Below are 12,589 nucleotides of genomic sequence, written 5' to 3'. Positions count from 1 at the left end.
CCTCATAAATTAGGCTTTTATTTATGGGTATTATAAAGATAAATTGCTATCGAATAAAGCCGTATAGTCTTTAGTAGTGTTTTATAGGTGCATAGTAAACACAAGGTAGAAAATAAAAAGCCGCCAATCATCAGATCAACGGCTCATTTTTAAAGTCGGGCAATTTGTTCAAATACCTGTGGAGATTGTTCCACTAATCGCAAAAGGATAGTTGCCTGTGGGTTTGGGGTGCTTTTCCCTTGCTCCCACCCTTGATAGGTTTTTACGCTTGTTCGTAAACGTTGAGCAAATACCGCTTGAGAGAGGTTTAATCTTGCCCTAATAGCTTTTACCTCATCGGCTGAAATCTGTAACGGTTCAGGGCGTTCTAGCGTTTCAGTGCGTAGTGTTCGCTTGCCCTCGAGGTGTTCCTTCATTGCCGTTAAGCCCTCCATTAAGTCATCGTAAAAGCTCATTGTTACCTTTAAATGTTTTTAACCTGTGGAACAAGCACTAAATTGAATGCCCCTAAAATCTTCTGAATGGTGTCAAAACGTGGCTTACTACCTTTGGCTAGGGTTTTATATAGACTTTCACATCCTAGCCCTGTTTGCTTCGCAAGTTCCGCCATTCCTCTAGCCCTTGCTATATCGTTTAAGGCTTCTAGAAATTCATCTTGATCGCCCTCTTTCAACACTTCGGCTAAATAGGCTTGAATGGTCTCCTCGTCCGTTAGAAATTCCGCCACATCAAAAGGGCGTAAGCCGTGTTTATCTGCCATTTCTTCGTTAATTTGTACTGCTTCCATTATTGCCCTCTTAAATTTGCCTATAAAAGTATCCTATTAGATACACATTATCAAGCATTACCCTCAATTTAGGTGATGTTTTGGTGAGGTTGGTGATATTTAGGTGATGTTTTTTTTAAAATATCACCACGCTTAGAGCCTTGATGTATAAGGGTTTGTGCTAATTTTGGTGATAATGGTGATATTTTTTTTAAAAGTTTGGCTGTAAAAAAATATATATAGAAGAACGGTAATAAAAAAGCCGTCAGGCGATAACCTAACGGCATTACAAGCGGTCATATTTGGCGGAAAATTTACTAAGTTTTACTAAGCTACTTTTAAATGATACTGTGGCAAGCTACCTTGTGAACATTCTTCTACAAAATCCGCCCATACTTGGAGCAGTTTAAAACGTTGTTCTAGGCGTTCGCCCCTGTCATAAGCCGCCTTTACTCTGTCGCTGTTTATATGAGATAGAGCCACTTCGATTAAATCGCTGTTATATCCTTTCTCATTGAGATAAGTAGAGGCAATAGACCGCAAGCCGTGAGCTACTAATTTGCCTTTGTAGCCCATTCGTTTGATCGCACCGTTAGCGGTTTGCGTATTGACGTGCGTTTGTGGGTTCTTCACACTGGGGAATAAATACACCTTACCGCCACTTAGTTTCTTAATTTCTCGCAAGAGAGCGATTGTTTGCCGTGATAATGTGATTTTATGCTCAATCCCTCGTTTCATATTTTCCGCCGGTATCGTCCACAGTTTCGCACGTTCGTCTATATCCGCCCATTTCGCCTTAGCCGCTTCGTTAGGGCGTGTCATTGTGAGTAACTGCCACAGAATTAAATAGCGTGTCTGTAGATGAATTTGGGCGTTCTGTAGCGTGTATAAGAACTCGCCTAAATCTTCAGGCTTGATTGTCTTAAAATGCTCTACCGTTGGGCTGTCGAACTCTTTCGCAATGTTGGCGGTGGGGTTAGCCGGTATCATTTCACGGTGAACCGCAAACGTCATTATCTCGTTATGCTTTTGAATTGTCCGTTTTAACTTCTCTAGCTTGCCCTCGTCTTGATAGCGTTTAAAGGCTTTAATCGCCATCGGTGCGGTTATGTGCGTGATAGGCATTTTCCCAAAGTGGGGGAGTAGGTTATTTTTGATTAAGGCGATTACATCTTTTTGATAATTGTCTGAAAAGTTTTTCTTTACCTTGCGATGTTCGAACCACGCCCACGCCACATTCTCATAAATGTTATTAAGCTCATTTGTTTTAGCTTGTTCTTGCTGTTGGCGATAGGTTTGAGGATCGATATTCTGAGCTAGTAACGCTCTATATTCCTCTCGAATTTCCCTCGCCTGTGCTAAAGACACATCAGGATAAGCCCCAATACTCAAATCATTACGCTTTTTAGTGAATGGTCTCTCATATCTAAACCGCCAAAGTTTGGAATTTTGAGTAATAACCAGCAATAAGCCGTTGCCATCTCTCAATGGGCTATCTTCGGGCTTCGCTTTTCTTATCTGTGTGTCATTCAAAGGTATGATTTTTCTCGCCATAGTAAGCCTTTAGGAGTATAAGAACCAACGTTTAGGAGTATGGATTTTGTTTAGGAGTATAAAACTAAAAGCGATAAAGCCTTATCTAGTCAGGCTTTAACGTGATTTTAGGAGTACGAAAATTTATAAGTGTTTGCTCGTACTCCTAAATATACTCCTAAAATCTTCGGATTTGATTGTATCGTATAGGTACGCATAGGACAATAAAAAAGCCTTGAACTATTGTAATTCAAGGCTTTTCAGGTCTCTATAGAACGCTATAGGTTTATAATTTGGTGGAGCTGGGGGGATTTGAACCCCCGTCCGAAATTTCTCTACCTTCAGTACTACACGTTTAGTCTAGTCTTTAATTTCGCTTATCCACAGCGGACAGACACGCAATGAATAAACTAGCTTTATTGAATTTAGTGTTTCGATCCTAAAGCGGCGGCGTCCACACGATCTCGTTTTGGATGACTTATCTGAACCCTCGTCTTACGAGCGGAAGCTGAGGAGATAAGGCTAAACGCAGGTTATTAAGCTGCTAAAGCGTATTGTTCGTCGTTTGCGACTATTTTTTTGCGGTTTGTTTACGAGGCCTACCGCACCTCGACGTGCACCTTGGGCTTCGCCAATCCCGTCGAATCCAAAATCAGCCCCAAAAGTCTCAACATTCTAAAGGAAAGCAGCTGAATTTGCAAAAAGTTTTATAACCACGAGCCAATTTACAAATACAACGCCATAATCACCGCATTTTCTTTCCCGCCTTCGGGCGTAGGGTAGTAATTTTTCCGCACGGTAACTTCGTTGAAACCGAGTGAATCATACAGTTTTTGAGCCGTAATATTGGATTCTCTCACTTCCAGCCAAAGTGTTGCTACACCACGTTTTTGCAGTTGCAAAATTAATTCGTAAAGTAACCGCTTGCCAAAGCCTTGGTGTTGAAAAGCAGGATCAACGGTGATATTAAATAGTGTTGCCTCATCTAACACCACTTGGCTGATAGCAAAAGCAACAATTTCACCGTTTTCCACCAGCTTTAAATTCAGATATTTTTCGCCTTGGTTATTTAGCAAAGTGCCTTTCGACCACGGCACTAAATGGGCTTTTTGCTCAATTTCAAATAATCGCTCAAAATCAGTTTGTTGGATTTCTTCAATCACGATCTTTCCCCAAATGATGATAATAGGCATCTATTTGCTGCCAAAGTTGGCGTTTATGCGTGGAATGGGAGAGATCTTGCCAAGCAAGATTTTTCCAAGCGGTCGAATTTGCAAATTTTTTTGCTATTTTAACCGCTTGTTCTTCCGCCTGAATTAACCATAGTATCGGCGAATGAGGGAAAACCAACCGTTGAGATTGCTCGGCATTCAGCCATTGATAGTGGGATTTTTGTAGCCCCAATGCCAGCAGAATATCTGAAAACAGACGGCTGGTTTGGTAGTCTTCCTCACATACCACAATCAATTTCACATTTTCATTTAAGCGAATTTGGGCATCGCCTTTCAGCACCTGCGGTTTGGTTAAAACCCATTGCGAAATACCCATTTCATTTAACAGCAAATCACGCCTATTCATCTTAAACCTCATAAAATTTACGGCATAGTATCAAAACTCCGGCAAATCAGGAAATTTTTTGCAAAATTCAGCAGGTTTTGCAAGATTTATCCGCTTAAATTCGGTATATTCAACGCAAATTTTTTAGAAAAGGCGAGAAAAAATGCTCTCATTAGAAAGCGAAGTGCTTGAACGCCACTTGGCGTTATTTGAACAGAAATCGGTATTATTATTTGGCGATGTGCGAGATGATTTCGCCCAACAGCTCAAAGCAGCGAAAAATGTGTCGGTATTCAGCAGTTATTTTGATTACGCCCGCCACCGCTCAAATGTCGTCTTTGGCTTGGAATGCGATTTGGCTGCGGAATTAGCAGTGTTTTATTGGACAAAAAACAAACAAGAGTGCCAATTCCAATTATTGCAATGGCTCTCTCAATGTCAAGTAGGGCAAGAGATGCTGATTATCGGCGAAAACCGTGCGGGCGTACGTTCGGTGGAAAAACTGCTTGAGCCATTTGGTAATATTGCCAAAATTGATTCCGCCCGCCGTTGTGGTTTATATCATTTTGAACTACAAACCGTGCCGACTTTCGATTGCAAAAAATTCTGGAAATCTTACCGCTTGCAAGTGTTAGAGATCTTCGCTTTGCCCGCTGTTTTTAGCTCGGCAGAGTTGGATAACGGCACAAAATTGCTGCTTTCCACCTTCAGCAAAGAGGACAGACTCAAAGGCAAAGTGCTAGATCTCGGTTGTGGTGCCGGTGTGATTGGGGCAATTCTTGCCCAGCAATTCCCGAAAATCAAGCTGACAATGAGTGATATTCACGCAATGGCATTGGAATCTAGCCGCCGTACTCTGGCAGAAAATCAGTTAGAGGGGGATGTTCTGGCGAGCGATGTGTTCTCTCACCTCACAGACCGCTTTGATTTGATTGTATCCAACCCACCGTTTCACGATGGGGTCGATACCGCTTACCGTGCGGTGGAAGAGCTGATTTTCCAAGCGAAAAATCATCTGACTAAAGGGGGCGAATTACGCATTGTCGCCAATGCCTTTTTACCTTATCCGGACTTGCTTGATAAAGCCTTCGGCAAACACGAAGTATTAGCCAAATCCACCAAATTTAAGGTCTATTCGGCAAGGGCATAAACCATCAGAAATCTGATGACTAGAAAAAATGCAAAATTCGGATAAAAAACACTTGCTATTTAGAATGTCTTAGCGTAAATTCATTTCAACTGTTTTGGAGAAACACAATGAATTTTAACTGTACTTCACATCATCACCACCATTTAACCTGATATCTTTCGGGCATTTGGTGTGTGCGGAAGATAAATCTTCCGAGCAAGTACAGCAGTCAATAAATAATCTCTCGGAAGACCACTTTCGAGAGATTTTTTTATGGCTAGAATTTAGGGGTAAGAATGAGAAAATGTCTTATAGCAGTAATTTTCTTGATGGCATTTCCATTTATCTATTTTGGAGTGCTAACCGGTATCGTGTATATACAATCGATAAAATATCAACCGGAATTTCGGAAACGAGCAGACTTCTTAATTTCTTGTATAAATGATTACAGAAAGAAAAATGGAAGTTATCCCAAAGAAGAGAATTGTGTATCGGATCTTGTTATTAAATCTCATGAAATGGTTAATTCTCCAAATTTAATAGGAAGAGGAGATTTTATTTTTTATACAATGCATGGGGTACCGCCTATATTAATTGTAGGACATTGGTATCCACCCAATCTAATTTATGATTTTGACACTAATACATATGAAGAAAATTCACGCTTATTTTTAGATAGCGGTCTTTAATAGGAACACAATATGACAATCTCACAACTTTCGCGAAAAAACATTCAAGCCCTGACCCCGTATCAATCCGCACGCCGATTGGGTGGCAGTGGCGATGTGTGGCTGAATGCCAATGAATATGCGGTGTCGCCGAACTTTGATTTAACCGACCGCACTTTTAACCGCTACCCCGAGCCACAACCGCAGGCGGTGATTGAGGGGTACGCCCGTTACGCAGGCGTTTCGCCCGAAAACGTGCTGGTTTCCCGTGGCGGCGATGAGAGTATTGAGCTGATTATTCGTGCCTTTTGCGAACCGAACGACAGCATTCTCTACTGTCCGCCGACTTACGGAATGTATTCCGTGAGTGCCGATACTTGCGGCATTGCGACCAAAACCGTGCCGCTGACTGCCGATTTCCAACTCAATTTACCGCAAATCCAAGCGAACTTAGACGGCGTGAAAGTTGTGTTTGTGTGCAGCCCGAACAACCCAACAGGCAACCTGATCAAGCGGTCAGATTTGCTCGAACTTTTGCAAATCACCGCAGGTAAAGCCATTGTGGTTGTGGATGAAGCCTATATTGAGTTCTGCCCTGAGGCGAGCCTTGTGAGTGAGCTGAAAAATTTCCCGCATCTGGCAATTATCCGCACACTCTCCAAAGCCTTTGCCTTGGCAGGCTTACGTTGTGGCTTTACCTTGGCGAATGCTGAGCTGATTGGCGTGCTGCAAAAAGTGATTGCCCCGTATCCGCTGCCTGTGCCGGTTTCCGATATTGCCGCCCAAGCCCTTTCCCCACAAGGCATTGAACAAATGCGTGAGCGAGTAGCGGAAGTGATTGCCCTGCGTGCCGAATTGCAAAAAAATCTCGAAAACTTACCGCTTGTGGAGAGAGTATTTGAGAGTGAAGCGAACTATTTGCTGTTCAAATGCCAAGACGGGCAGAAAGCTTTCAAAGCATTGTGGGATCAAGGTATTATTTTGCGAGATCAGCATAAAGCATTGGGCTTACAAAACTGCATTCGGATTACTATTGGCACCACAGAAGAGAATTTGCGTGTGATTAACGCATTAAAGAATATGTAAACAGGAGAAAAATATGCAACCAACCCTTTTCATCGACCGTGACGGCACGTTAATTGACGAGCCAAAAACCGATTTCCAAATTGACAGCTTGGAAAAGCTAAAATTTGAACCCAATGTCATTCCAGCCCTACTCAAACTCAAAAACAAATACCGCTTTGTGATGGTGTCGAACCAAGACGGCTTAGGCACGAGTTCGTTCCCTCAGGAAGATTTCGACAAACCTCACAATGCGATGATGGCATTGTTCAAATCGCAAGGTATTGAATTTGGCGATGTGTTGATTTGTCCGCACAAGCCCGAAGACGGCTGCGACTGCCGTAAACCGCACACCAAACTGCTGCAAAAATACATCGACCGCCAACTGTTCGATCCTGCCAGCAGCTTTGTGATTGGCGATCGTGCTACCGATGTGCAACTGGCGGAAAATTTGGGTATTCGTGCATTGCAATACCACCCTGAAAAGCTGAATTGGGATTTAATCACCGAAAAATTGCTCGGTGAAGCCGTGACCAATATCGGCGACCGCACGCCACGTTATGCGGAAGTGGTGCGTAAAACCAAAGAAACCGACATCAAAGTGCAGGTTTGGCTGGACGAAACAGGTGCGAATGAAATCAGAACCGGCGTGGGCTTTTTCGACCATATGCTTGACCAAATTGCCACCCACGGTGGCTTCCGAATGAACATCACCACCAAAGGCGATTTGTGGATTGACGAGCACCACACGGTCGAAGACACCGCTTTGGCACTGGGTACGGCATTAAAACAAGCGATTGGCGACAAACGTGGCATCGCCCGTTTCGGTTTCGTGCTACCGATGGACGAATGCAAAGCCGAATGTACGATGGATTTATCGGGCAGACCGTTTATCAAATTTAAAGCCGATTTCAAACGTGACAAAGTAGGCGATTTCAGCACCGAATTGACCGAACACTTCTTCCAATCCATCGCCTTCACGCTGCTTGCCACCCTGCATATCAAGGCAAAAGGCGACAACGACCACCACAAAATCGAAAGCCTGTTCAAAGTCTTCGGCAGAACGCTCAGACAATGTATCCGCATTGAAGGGAATGAGTTGCCAAGCTCGAAAGGGGTTTTATAATCACCGTAGGGGCGGGTTTTAACCCGCCCGAAAGTGCGGTCGATTTTTGCAAAGTTTTTGGGGATTTTGACTGCTTGTAGTTTTTGAGTTGGGGATAGTTATGTATTTTGAAAGAGAAAGAATAGAGTTACCACAAGGAGTTGTTCAAGGAGATCATATTGATACTGAATGGCTGAAAAAAGCGAGCCCAGAAGAGCAAAAAGAAGCTTTATTTCAATGGTTCACTAATCAATATGAGGATCCTGTTGAATCATTGCCGTATGATTCTAGCGAAGGTGGATATATACCTATACATGGAGCTTTAGTTGATCCGTTTGATGAATTTTGGGCGTTTGGCGATATTGTTTCTGATGAAGTGATAGAAGAGGTTGCTCAAGAACTGTTTGATATTGCCGGAGATATGTGGTCACCTATTCCATCACAAGACGAGGATTTTTTTGAATATGATCGTAATATTTCTCCATTAGAAGCATTTGAGAAAAGGATAAATGATTCTGAGATGTTAATAGGTATATTATCTAGCGATAATAAAAACCACTTTTTATTACAAATGTCAGTATTTAGCTTATTTTTCACTGCGTTTGAGACTTATTTATGGGAAGTTACAAAATATAATATAAAACATTACCCTGAAATTTTAAAAAATCTCATCTTGAATAATAGGAAAGATGATATTAAAAATAAGGCATTCTTATTGATCCAACGTTTTTATAAGGGAGAAGTGTCAGATATCTTAGCAGAACTGGAAAAGATAATTCACAGAAAGCTGGATAGTGAAATAATTTGGCATAACTCAGATAATCTAGATTATGTCTTTAAACAAGGATTTGGGCTAAACAGGCTTCCAAACTATACAGACATCAAAGATTTATTAAGAACAAGAAATAATATTATTCATAGATTTGGAATGAATATAGAAGGTAATGACATTGAATTACCAGACTTGGATAAAGCTAAATCTATATTCACTAAATACTGTGAAGATCTTGATAAATTAATACAAGATAAAATAAATGAAATAACCATGAATAGATTAAAAGATTTAACTGGAAGTGTTAATAAATGACAAACCTAACCATCATCGACACAGGCTGTGCCAACCTGTCTTCGGTCAAATTTGCGTTTGACCGCCTTGGCATTCAGGCGGAGATCTCGCGTGATCTCAACAAAATCCAATCCGCCGATAAACTACTGCTCCCCGGTGTGGGAACGGCAATCGCAGCGATGAAAAACCTGCACGATCGCCAGCTGATTGAAACAATCCAAAATGCCACCCAGCCAATGCTTGGCATCTGTTTGGGTATGCAGCTAATGACCGAATTTTCTCACGAAGGCGATGTGGCAACTCTGAGCCTAATGAGTGGAAAAACCGAGCTGTTACCAAACACCGGCTTACCGTTGCCGCATATGGGCTGGAACAAAGTGCAGTATCAAGCCGACCACCCATTATTCCACGGCATTGAGCAAGGCAGCCATTTCTATTTTGTGCATAGCTATGCTGTCCGTCCGAACGCTCACACCATCGCCACTTGCGATTACGGTGTGCCATTCTCAGCAGCGATTGCCAATCAAAACTTCTACGGCGTACAGTTCCACCCTGAGCGTTCAGGAGCGGCAGGGGCGAAGTTGCTACGGAATTTTGTGGAGAATGTCTAATTTTGCAAGTTTTTGGAAGAATTTGACCGCTTGCACCCCATACGAGCCGTATGGGGCTAAATAAACCGAGCTACTCCGTAGCTTAGATAGACAGTCGCAGAGCGACTGGGATTATTCAGCCCAGCACGGCTCGTGCTGGAGACAGGAAGACAACATGAAACACTCTCAAATTATCCCCGCCCTAGATTTAATCAACGGGCAAGTGGTGCGATTGCACCAAGGCGATTATGCCAAACAGACCACCTACACCGACGACCCCATCGCCCAATTTGCCGATTATGTGGCACAGGGGGCAAAACAGTTACATTTGGTCGATTTGACGGGGGCGAAAAATCCTGCCGAACGTCAGACCGCACTGATTGGCAAAATTATCGCCGCCACGAACTGCCCAATCCAAGTCGGCGGTGGTATTCGTACCGAGCAAGATGTGGCGGATTTATTGGCGGTGGGGGCTAGCCGTGTGGTGATTGGCTCTACTGCGGTCAAAGAGCGTGAAACAGTCAAAGGCTGGTTTAAAAAATATGGTGCGGAGAAATTCGTGTTGGCGTTGGATGTGAATATCGACCCAAACGGCAACAAAATCATCGCCATCAGCGGTTGGCAAGAGGCAAGCGGTGTGTCGCTCGAAGAGCTGATTGAAGACTATCAAACGGTCGGCTTGCAGCACGTTTTATGCACCGACATCTCTCGTGATGGCACGCTTGCTGGCTCAAATGTCGAGCTGTACCGTGAAATCTGCACCAAATACCCCGACATCGAATTCCAATCATCGGGCGGTATCGGCTCACTTGCCGACATCGCTGCCTTACAAGGCACAGGCGTGGCGGGCGTGATTGTGGGGCGTGCGTTGTTAGAAGGCAAATTTAATGTAGCGGAGGCAATCGAATGTTGGCAAAACGGATAATTCCTTGTTTGGACGTGCGTGACGGGCAGGTCGTCAAAGGCGTACAGTTCCGCAATCACGAAATCATCGGCGACATCGTACCGCTTGCTCAGCGTTATGCCCAAGAAGGGGCGGATGAGTTGGTGTTTTACGACATCACGGCATCATCAGACGGTCGAACGGTGGATAAAAGCTGGGTGGAGCGTGTAGCACAGGTGATCGACATTCCGTTCTGCGTGGCGGGCGGGATTAAGACCATTGCCGATGCGGAGCAGATTTTTGCCTTTGGTGCAGACAAAATCTCGATCAACTCTCCGGCTCTTGCCGATCCTGATTTAATTTCTCGCTTGGCGGATCGTTTTGGCGTGCAGGCGATTGTGGTGGGCATTGATAGCTGGTTCGAGAAAGAAACCGGCAGATACTGGGTCAATCAATACACCGGCGATGAAAAACGCACTCGCCAAACCAACTGGCAACTGCTTGACTGGGTGGCGGAAGTGCAAAAACGCGGGGCTGGCGAAATCGTACTGAATATGATGAACCAAGACGGCGTGCGTAACGGCTATGATTTAGTGCAACTGAAAAAAGTGCGTGACGTGTGCAATGTGCCACTGATTGCATCAGGCGGTGCAGGCGAAATGGTGCATTTCCGTGATGCTTTTATTGATGCTCAGGTTGATGGAGCTTTGGCGGCAAGTGTGTTTCACAAGCAGATTATCAATATTGGAGAGTTGAAGGCGTATTTGGCGGCGGAAGGGATTGAGATCCGTAAATAATCTTAAGGTGCATTTGCTAATGCACCTTTATATTCAATACATATAAAAGTATTAAAAAATGAAAAATTTGCTTGGTCTATTTTTGATATGTTTTCTTATCTATGTTCTAAATTTAGAGCGTGTTTATGAAATAGATGAAGAACATACATTGATGTACTTTATTATTTCTTATGTTGTATTTTTGCCTTGGATTATTAAGGCAAGTTACAAGCATATCTATATGGGTTATAAAAATCATAAGCAGCTAGAAAAGAAACGATATTTTTCAAAGAAAAAACAAGAGCAACACGAAAAAGAACTTGAAAAATATGATCTATTTGGTGATGTAATTTCAGTATTTTTGGCACCTATTATACCAGCAATTTTCTTAATGCCAGTCGTTACTTATCATTACACAGCAGAGCTTGGTAGAAACGTAGTATATACAGCTGATGTATATGATAAAGAGATTCATAGATCTTATGGAAAATATACACACATATATCACTATGTAAGGATAGTATCTAAAGAATTTAACAGAGAAACCTTAAATAGTCGTAGCTTGTATGAAAGAGTAAATGTTGGGTCAAAAATTTCAATTATGAAAAGAACATCTTTTCTAGGCAGTTATATAAAATATGGAAATATAGGAATTATTTTAAAGTAGGGACTTTCCCATAGATAATGACTAAATAATTAGATAGTTATAAATAAACCTATACGTCTCGTATGAGACAGCAAGCGGTCAAAAAAAGGAATAAAAAATGCAAAATATTGATTGGCAAAAAGTGGATGGTTTATTGCCCGTTATCGTCCAAAACGCCCAAACTTGCGAAGTGTTAATGCTTGGCTATATGAATGAAGAAGCTTTAGAAAAAACGCTAAACGAAAAACGAGTGACTTTCTACTCTCGTACCAAACAACGTTTATGGACGAAAGGCGAAACATCGGGCAATTTTTTAAATGTGGTGGATATGAGCTTGGATTGCGATAACGACACGTTGCTCATCCTTGCTAACCCCATCGGCGAAACCTGCCACACGGGGGCGGAGAGCTGTTTTCATCAATTTGAGCAAGAACAGCCGGATTGGATCTTTTTCTCTAAATTAGAACGAATGATCGCCGAGCGTAAAAATGCTGATCCGGAAAGTTCTTATACTGCGAAACTTTACGCCAAAGGTACGCATAAAATCGCCCAAAAAGTAGGGGAAGAAGCGGTGGAATCTGTGATTGCAGCAATGGCAAATGATCGGGAAGAGTTGGTATCCGAAGTGGCGGATCTGGCTTATCATTTAACGGTGTTGCTGCACAATGCTGAGCTTTCTTGGGCGGATGTGAATGCGAAATTGAAAGAACGCCATAAGGGGATTGGTTTGCACCCTGAGGGTTCAAATAAATAAAATACAAGCGGTCGAATTTCTGAAATAGTTTGCAAAAAATCAGGAAAATTCGAC

16 protein-coding genes, 1 other RNA gene and 1 other annotated feature are annotated in these 12,589 nt (G+C 42.7%); of the genes, 10 read left to right on the top strand and 7 right to left on the bottom strand.

What is annotated here, in order from left to right; all coding sequences use genetic code 11:
* Positions 1 to 149: 149 nt before the first annotated feature.
* The 7 genes from ICJ55_RS00655 to ICJ55_RS00625 all read right to left on the bottom strand — a co-directional run bounded on the left by ICJ55_RS00655 (position 150) and on the right by ICJ55_RS00625 (position 3,877).
* A complete protein-coding gene (locus ICJ55_RS00655; protein ID WP_188156889.1) occupies positions 150 to 455 on the bottom strand; it encodes a helix-turn-helix domain-containing protein in 306 nt (101 codons plus the stop codon).
* A gap of 8 nt (positions 456 to 463) precedes the next feature.
* Positions 464 to 787 (bottom strand): addiction module antidote protein, encoded by a 324-nt coding sequence (locus ICJ55_RS00650; protein WP_188156888.1) that lies wholly within the window; start codon positions 785 to 787, stop codon positions 464 to 466.
* A gap of 68 nt (positions 788 to 855) precedes the next feature.
* The gene (locus ICJ55_RS00645; protein ID WP_188156887.1) at positions 856 to 1,053 is read right to left on the bottom strand and encodes a hypothetical protein; all 198 of its coding nucleotides are present in this window, start codon (positions 1,051 to 1,053) and stop codon (positions 856 to 858) included.
* Between the two features lie 40 nt (positions 1,054 to 1,093).
* On the bottom strand, positions 1,094 to 2,320 hold the full coding sequence (locus ICJ55_RS00640; protein WP_188156886.1) for an integrase arm-type DNA-binding domain-containing protein: 1,227 nt from the start codon (positions 2,318 to 2,320) through the stop codon (positions 1,094 to 1,096).
* Between the two features lie 273 nt (positions 2,321 to 2,593).
* Positions 2,594 to 2,959, bottom strand: a transfer-messenger RNA (tmRNA) gene (gene ssrA / locus ICJ55_RS00635).
* 65 nt (positions 2,960 to 3,024) lie between these two features.
* A complete protein-coding gene (rimI, locus tag ICJ55_RS00630) occupies positions 3,025 to 3,462 on the bottom strand; it encodes a ribosomal protein S18-alanine N-acetyltransferase (protein WP_188157661.1) in 438 nt (145 codons plus the stop codon).
* Positions 3,455 to 3,877 carry a DNA polymerase III subunit psi gene (locus tag ICJ55_RS00625; RefSeq protein WP_188156885.1) on the bottom strand — a complete coding sequence of 141 codons (423 nt, stop codon included), beginning with the start codon at positions 3,875 to 3,877 and terminating at the stop codon, positions 3,455 to 3,457. Before ICJ55_RS00625 ends, rimI begins: the two co-directional genes overlap by 8 nt.
* 142 nt (positions 3,878 to 4,019) lie before the next feature.
* Here ICJ55_RS00625 and rsmC point away from each other — a divergent pair, with 142 nt between their 5' ends.
* The 10 genes from rsmC (at position 4,020) to hisIE (ending at position 12,535) form a co-directional block, all read left to right on the top strand.
* On the top strand, positions 4,020 to 5,006 hold the full coding sequence (rsmC, locus tag ICJ55_RS00620; RefSeq protein WP_188156884.1) for a 16S rRNA (guanine(1207)-N(2))-methyltransferase RsmC: 987 nt from the start codon (positions 4,020 to 4,022) through the stop codon (positions 5,004 to 5,006).
* Positions 5,007 to 5,136: 130 nt separating this feature from the next.
* Positions 5,137 to 5,259, top strand: a sequence feature (His leader region).
* Between the two features lie 22 nt (positions 5,260 to 5,281).
* On the top strand, positions 5,282 to 5,674 hold the full coding sequence (locus ICJ55_RS00615) for a hypothetical protein (RefSeq protein ID WP_188156883.1): 393 nt from the start codon (positions 5,282 to 5,284) through the stop codon (positions 5,672 to 5,674).
* A gap of 12 nt (positions 5,675 to 5,686) precedes the next feature.
* Positions 5,687 to 6,739 carry a histidinol-phosphate transaminase gene (gene hisC, locus ICJ55_RS00610; RefSeq protein ID WP_188156882.1) on the top strand — a complete coding sequence of 351 codons (1,053 nt, stop codon included), beginning with the start codon at positions 5,687 to 5,689 and terminating at the stop codon, positions 6,737 to 6,739.
* A gap of 13 nt (positions 6,740 to 6,752) precedes the next feature.
* Positions 6,753 to 7,841: a bifunctional histidinol-phosphatase/imidazoleglycerol-phosphate dehydratase HisB gene (gene hisB / locus ICJ55_RS00605; RefSeq protein ID WP_188156881.1), complete on the top strand. Its 1,089-nt coding sequence runs from the start codon at positions 6,753 to 6,755 to the stop codon at positions 7,839 to 7,841.
* Positions 7,842 to 7,941: 100 nt separating this feature from the next.
* Entirely contained in the window at positions 7,942 to 8,907 is a 966-nt protein-coding gene (locus ICJ55_RS00600; protein ID WP_188156880.1) for a HEPN domain-containing protein, read from the top strand.
* Positions 8,904 to 9,497, top strand: a complete 594-nt coding sequence (gene hisH / locus ICJ55_RS00595) for an imidazole glycerol phosphate synthase subunit HisH (RefSeq protein WP_188156879.1) — start codon at positions 8,904 to 8,906, stop codon at positions 9,495 to 9,497. The genes ICJ55_RS00600 and hisH overlap by 4 nt, the downstream gene beginning before the upstream one ends.
* 154 nt (positions 9,498 to 9,651) lie before the next feature.
* Positions 9,652 to 10,401, top strand: a complete 750-nt coding sequence (gene hisA / locus ICJ55_RS00590; RefSeq protein WP_188156878.1) for a 1-(5-phosphoribosyl)-5-[(5-phosphoribosylamino)methylideneamino]imidazole-4-carboxamide isomerase — start codon at positions 9,652 to 9,654, stop codon at positions 10,399 to 10,401.
* Positions 10,383 to 11,156, top strand: coding sequence for an imidazole glycerol phosphate synthase subunit HisF (gene hisF, locus ICJ55_RS00585; protein ID WP_188156877.1), 774 nt, complete (start codon positions 10,383 to 10,385; stop codon positions 11,154 to 11,156). The genes hisA and hisF overlap by 19 nt, the downstream gene beginning before the upstream one ends.
* 58 nt (positions 11,157 to 11,214) lie before the next feature.
* On the top strand, positions 11,215 to 11,802 hold the full coding sequence (locus ICJ55_RS00580) for a hypothetical protein (protein WP_188156876.1): 588 nt from the start codon (positions 11,215 to 11,217) through the stop codon (positions 11,800 to 11,802).
* Positions 11,803 to 11,899: 97 nt separating this feature from the next.
* Positions 11,900 to 12,535, top strand: coding sequence for a bifunctional phosphoribosyl-AMP cyclohydrolase/phosphoribosyl-ATP diphosphatase HisIE (gene hisIE / locus ICJ55_RS00575; RefSeq protein ID WP_188156875.1), 636 nt, complete (start codon positions 11,900 to 11,902; stop codon positions 12,533 to 12,535).
* The last annotated feature ends 54 nt before the right edge of the window (positions 12,536 to 12,589 follow it).

Origin of the sequence: Mannheimia bovis, assembly GCF_014541205.1 — a bacterium.
GTDB classification, from domain to species: Bacteria; Pseudomonadota; Gammaproteobacteria; order Enterobacterales; family Pasteurellaceae; genus Mannheimia; species Mannheimia bovis.
The sequence above is the reverse complement of the archived record's forward strand: the minus strand, read 5'-3'. Positions and strand labels throughout refer to the sequence as shown.

Excerpts from the sequence above, each read along its gene's own strand:
- ICJ55_RS00640 (WP_188156886.1), bottom strand. The coding sequence starts at position 2,320 with ATGGCGAGAAAAATCATACCTTTGAATGACACACAGATAAGAAAAGCG.
- hisB (WP_188156881.1), top strand. The coding sequence starts at position 6,753 with ATGCAACCAACCCTTTTCATCGACCGTGACGGCACGTTAATTGACGAG.
- rsmC (WP_188156884.1), top strand. The coding sequence starts at position 4,020 with ATGCTCTCATTAGAAAGCGAAGTGCTTGAACGCCACTTGGCGTTATTT.
- ICJ55_RS00655 (WP_188156889.1), bottom strand. The coding sequence starts at position 455 with ATGAGCTTTTACGATGACTTAATGGAGGGCTTAACGGCAATGAAGGAA.
- hisIE (WP_188156875.1), top strand. The coding sequence starts at position 11,900 with ATGCAAAATATTGATTGGCAAAAAGTGGATGGTTTATTGCCCGTTATC.
- hisH (WP_188156879.1), top strand. The coding sequence starts at position 8,904 with ATGACAAACCTAACCATCATCGACACAGGCTGTGCCAACCTGTCTTCG.
- ICJ55_RS00615 (WP_188156883.1), top strand. The coding sequence starts at position 5,282 with ATGAGAAAATGTCTTATAGCAGTAATTTTCTTGATGGCATTTCCATTT.
- hisC (WP_188156882.1), top strand. The coding sequence starts at position 5,687 with ATGACAATCTCACAACTTTCGCGAAAAAACATTCAAGCCCTGACCCCG.
- ICJ55_RS00650 (WP_188156888.1), bottom strand. The coding sequence starts at position 787 with ATGGAAGCAGTACAAATTAACGAAGAAATGGCAGATAAACACGGCTTA.
- ICJ55_RS00580 (WP_188156876.1), top strand. The coding sequence starts at position 11,215 with ATGAAAAATTTGCTTGGTCTATTTTTGATATGTTTTCTTATCTATGTT.
- ICJ55_RS00645 (WP_188156887.1), bottom strand. The coding sequence starts at position 1,053 with ATGCCGTTAGGTTATCGCCTGACGGCTTTTTTATTACCGTTCTTCTAT.
- hisA (WP_188156878.1), top strand. The coding sequence starts at position 9,652 with ATGAAACACTCTCAAATTATCCCCGCCCTAGATTTAATCAACGGGCAA.
- ICJ55_RS00625 (WP_188156885.1), bottom strand. The coding sequence starts at position 3,877 with ATGAATAGGCGTGATTTGCTGTTAAATGAAATGGGTATTTCGCAATGG.
- ICJ55_RS00600 (WP_188156880.1), top strand. The coding sequence starts at position 7,942 with ATGTATTTTGAAAGAGAAAGAATAGAGTTACCACAAGGAGTTGTTCAA.
- hisF (WP_188156877.1), top strand. The coding sequence starts at position 10,383 with ATGTTGGCAAAACGGATAATTCCTTGTTTGGACGTGCGTGACGGGCAG.